The following is a 4,512-nucleotide window of genomic DNA, read 5'->3' on the forward strand; positions in this document are numbered from 1 at the left end:
GTATTCGTTTCGTGTATTCGGTAGGAAATTAGATAGTCTGGAAGGTTGGCGACTTTAGATGTTAGTTGTATCCTTGTCCATAATTCATAATCTTCACAATGTAAATATCCACTATCATAAAAATTCGCTTTAAGAACTTCTGCACGAAGCGTTACTGAGGGGTGAGCAAACTGATTACTAAAGAGCATTCCTAACCTTATCTGACTGTCCTCCAAAACTCCTTCGATTCTATTTTGTAATATGCCGAACTTATCAATGATATTATACCATGATCCTACCATCCCATATTCGGGATTCGTTTCCAAAAAAGCTATCTGCCTTTCCAATCTTTTCATATCCATTTTATCATCGGCGTCCATTCTGGCAATATATTTCCCTTTACATAGCTTAATGCCTCTGTTAAGGGATTGGACAATACCTTTTTTTACGGAATTATTTATAAAAATAAGCCGAGGATCATCGAAGTTAGCAGTCAACAATGAAGTATTGTCTGTTGAACCATCATCAATTATTATTAACTCAAAATTGCTATAGCTTTGATTAAGAACATCGGTTATAGCCTCCTGAATAAAGGATGATGCATTGAAAGCTGGCATAATGATGCTAACCAACGGACCGGAATTTATCAGTTTCGCAGGTCTATCGTGTATTTTTTTATAGTGTTTTGTCATCGACTGCGCGAGGTGATAGACATTTATGGTTTTTTCAATCATCAAATTCCTAGAAAACAAGGAATTAGCGACCAAATTTGCCTTTTTCCCAATTTGCCTAGCCATTAACCTATCTTTTAAAATTAGAGATAATGCATTTGTTAAACTTTCTTCGCAAACGTGAGGTTGTCCCTCTTTTGGTAATTTCATTGGAATACGGACTGTCGCGCCCTCAGGAATTATTTCCTTTAGCCCATCCACATCAGAAGAAATTATAGCCAACGAACTAAGCATCATTTCAATTGCACAATAACTACATTGTTCGACATATGAAGGAATAACGCCAATATCTGCAATTTTGTAAATTTCATAGAGTTCATCCTTCCGCATGCTTCCCATGAAAGTTATCTTCGACCAAGCCCCTTTTATTGCTTCTATAGCTGAAGAAAAATCACCGGCGCCCACAATTATTAACTTTAAATTCTTGAGATCGCTTGTTTGTGATAAAGACTCGAAAGATTTCACAAGATCAATGATACCTTTTCGTTTGTTTATTGAGCCGACATACAAAACAATTTTGTCATTCTTTCCAAATCCGTATTTTTTTCGAAGCAAATACTTATTCTTCAACTTGTCCAAGTCAAATTGCTTGATATCTATGCCATTATAAACAACAGAAATTTTGCTTTTATCGACATTTAATAAATCAAAAAGGGACTGCTTTGCATAATCGGCAACTGTTATAATATGGTCAATAGCCTCGTAATTTAACTTTTCTTTCCGCAATGAATCCGGCAGAACAAAGTCCACATTTTTATTTCTAAAAGCCCAGTCTAACTTTAAAAACGTATGATAGTCATGAGTGATAAGATCTCGCCAAGGTATACAATGCTTCGTAAGCACAATAGTGCATTCAAGTTGTGCCTTAATATAGCTCGCAATGGAACAATGATTAATCCAATTAAAATGCACAATGCAATTCTTAAGCCCTCGTGCTCTTGAAGCAATAGCAGATGCTATAGAATGTTCATAAATATTTATCGAATTAGAAGAACCTGAAAACTTAGGTATTTTGATTTCAATGGAGTTATGAACAGTGACAAACTCAATCGCAGAAATTCCAGGGTAGTTAATCCATACAAAATGTAGATTTATGTCAGATTTTTCTTTTAGCCCATCGGTCAACTGTGTCACATAAGTGTTCAGTCCATTGTCTTGTTGAAGATTATAGTTATCAACGATAAAAATATTAAGCATAATTAATTTGGGAGATTAAAATCGAAGGCACTAGATGTCCTAATGAGATGTATCAACATTATAACGCAAGATTTTAGGCATGGCGTTATCTACGATCTTCAAGATGATTCTTTCGTTAGTGAAGCCACCACTTCTTTCGACACGATATATTGCAACACAATTAATCGCGTTGATATTAGTCAATGACCTTTTTTGCTGAAAATCAACCATTAAATAGCCCTTGACACCTCCTGATGCAGAAGCATTTTTTCTGTAAAATGAATCTAATTTTGAGGTATCTATTTTTGTAAAAAAGGAGTCTGCAAACAATTTATAGGAATCTCGATATTGTTCTTTTATCAAAGAAGTATAAAAATGACTGATAACAATCTCACATTTCTTTTGTGAGTCAAGATCTTCTACTTGACTTGTGGTAATCTGGCAGCCCAGGAAGATAAAAACAATAAAAAACACGTAACTATACTTCACTAGCTTCATAAAGTCATATAATAAATTATTTAAAAATGATTACGCTATTATTCGTATGCTTAATGATTCTATAAACGCTCTCACCAGCCTTTTTTTCGATGAAATCGCCAGTTTCAATTTGATGATTCCAATTGAAACTGGCGAGCAGATGTATTTTCTTACCATCGATTTCTACAGTTGGGATTCCTTTCGCATTATATTCTATACTTTGAATGACTCCTGAAAACGCACTTGCTTTTTCCCTTTTCTTTCCTAAAACTAGTGCAATCAGAAAATAGCCAAAAAACAGGCACAAGACTATAAGGGCGAATAAAGGGGATCTTTTAAACATATCTTAAAAATCCCATATTAAGGGTTGCCCATTAACATAAAGCAGGAATGTTTCGGTACTTCCAACAGATCCGCCGATGCCGGGACCTACACCAACACTGCCTCCAATCCATTTGGGAATTCCGTTATTGGTTGAGGTCCACCCTCCTACACCTACGGCTTCTAAATCTAGCGCTAAATCATATCCTTGACCTAGATAAGAACTCAGGCTGGCGTAACCATCACCAACGAAGTATCCAACAGATGCGTTTGCCGACATATCTGCATGAAGTCCAGCTCCTATTGCACTTGTCATCGTAAGTGATAGACTGGCATCACCTCTAGTAATCAAATTAATTCCTAGCGTCTGCCCACTTCCGAATCCAGGAACGAAATTTGCCGATATATTTATGCTGATAATATCTGGTACAAGTGCTCTCATTGATGGTCCGTTCCAAATGTCATCAAGTAAAGTCGTTAAGTTATTTGAAATAGTTCCAGGAGTCCCCCAAGTACCAGGTGTTGTATATGATCCCGTATTATTGCTGTATGATGAGCCGCCCCCATTGTACGTTCCGTATCCGGTGCTATACCACGTGCTGCTCCCGAAGATTTCATCCCAATTATTGTAATAAGTATGTCCGGAACTGCTCATGTGTCCCGATGCAGTAATTTGAACCTCATCTAGCTGGAAAGCCAACGGAAATGTATTACCTCCAAAGCTGATCGTCCAGTTACCGTAACTGTCAACATTTGATGTAACATTTGTTCCCAGGGCTTGCGATAACCATTGTGAAATTGCACCATTTGAGCCAGTGGAGGCGTACATTGGGTTGTCCCCAGTACTATTATCCCCTCCCAAGTATTCGAGTTGTTGTTCTTTGGAGATCACCTCCATCTGCATCATAAGTTCCTCAAAAGCTAGCGTTGGCTTGTCTTTTTTCATAAGTGCGTTAATTGAAAGTTAGATTAACTTTGAACAATAATATTTATAAGCGACTAGATATCCAAATTATTTTAAACTTTTTTTCACAAGATATATAGCAAACTAATAATACACACACAACATATTCAACTGACACCTGCAATAATGCATACTTAATTACTCTACTAAAATGATACCTAAGAAATATTTCTTTTAGGAAGTACGTATTTTTCACTTAAAATACTGTAATCGATGCCCCAGATTAAATTCTTATCATTATACTAGTTGAAACTTTAACCTAATCCCTTTCAATAGCTTTCCAATAGATCGACAGATGGATATGAAAGACTGCGGTCCATCATGTCTTAAAATGATTCGCTCCAGTATTTACGTAACAAGTGTGGCCTTACTAAAGAAGGTATTTCATTTTTGGATATAAGTCATGCCGCCGAATCCTTAGGTTTCAGGACAATATCTATTAAGTGCACTTTAGACGACTTATTAAATAGAATCCCACTACCCGCAATATTTCACTGGGACAATAGTCATTTTATAGTAGTCTATAAAACGTCATCCTCCAGATTCAGTATTTTTAAACAGAGTAAAGAAAATAAATTCGCAAAAAAACCAGTTTATAATGGCTCTTTAAATGTCGCTGACCCTGCTAAAGGTCAAATAACGTATTCTTCGAAGGAATTTGCTAGTAAATGGCTTAAGGATAATACTGACAAAGGTGCGCTTCTTGTTTTGGAACCCCAAGCTGATTTTTACGAGAGACAGAGCCAAGATAAAGTTAGCAAAAAAAAGACGTTCTCAAATTTCATCAATTACTTCCGACCATACTCGAAAAGTTTTTTGAACCTTTTTTTTGTCATGCTAATAATAACTATCCTTCAGGCGCTT

At 36.2% G+C, this 4,512-nt stretch carries 5 protein-coding genes; 1 reads left to right on the plus strand and 4 read right to left on the minus strand.

Features of this window, described 5'->3' with window-relative positions; genetic code table 11:
- The 4 genes from H9X96_RS22280 to H9X96_RS22295 form a co-directional block, all read right to left on the minus strand.
- A partial coding sequence (locus tag H9X96_RS22280; RefSeq protein ID WP_187668406.1) for a glycosyltransferase occupies positions 1-1,907 on the minus strand: 1,907 nt, incomplete at its 3' end.
- 39 nt (positions 1,908-1,946) lie between these two features.
- Positions 1,947-2,384 carry a hypothetical protein gene (locus H9X96_RS22285; RefSeq protein ID WP_187668407.1) on the minus strand — a complete coding sequence of 146 codons (438 nt, stop codon included), beginning with the start codon at positions 2,382-2,384 and terminating at the stop codon, positions 1,947-1,949.
- Between the two features lie 16 nt (positions 2,385-2,400).
- On the minus strand, positions 2,401-2,706 hold the full coding sequence (locus H9X96_RS22290; RefSeq protein ID WP_187668408.1) for a hypothetical protein: 306 nt from the start codon (positions 2,704-2,706) through the stop codon (positions 2,401-2,403).
- Between the two features lie 3 nt (positions 2,707-2,709).
- Positions 2,710-3,630, minus strand: coding sequence for a hypothetical protein (locus H9X96_RS22295; RefSeq protein WP_187668409.1), 921 nt, complete (start codon positions 3,628-3,630; stop codon positions 2,710-2,712).
- Between the two features lie 408 nt (positions 3,631-4,038).
- Between H9X96_RS22295 and H9X96_RS22300 the strand changes: the two genes are divergently transcribed.
- Positions 4,039-4,512, plus strand: a 474-nt coding sequence (locus tag H9X96_RS22300) for a cysteine peptidase family C39 domain-containing protein (RefSeq protein ID WP_255431214.1), incomplete at its 3' end; no start/stop codon positions are given.

The sequence above is a fragment of the Pedobacter sp. N36a genome (assembly GCF_014472395.1).
Taxonomy (GTDB): Bacteria; Bacteroidota; Bacteroidia; order Sphingobacteriales; family Sphingobacteriaceae; genus Pedobacter.

What these genes read in the sequence shown, in the direction of transcription:
- H9X96_RS22285 (WP_187668407.1), bottom strand. Translation starts at nt 2,384, where the DNA reads ATGAAGCTAGTGAAGTATAGTTACGTGTTTTTTATTGTTTTTATCTTC.
- H9X96_RS22290 (WP_187668408.1), bottom strand. Translation starts at nt 2,706, where the DNA reads ATGTTTAAAAGATCCCCTTTATTCGCCCTTATAGTCTTGTGCCTGTTT.
- H9X96_RS22295 (WP_187668409.1), bottom strand. Translation starts at nt 3,630, where the DNA reads ATGAAAAAAGACAAGCCAACGCTAGCTTTTGAGGAACTTATGATGCAG.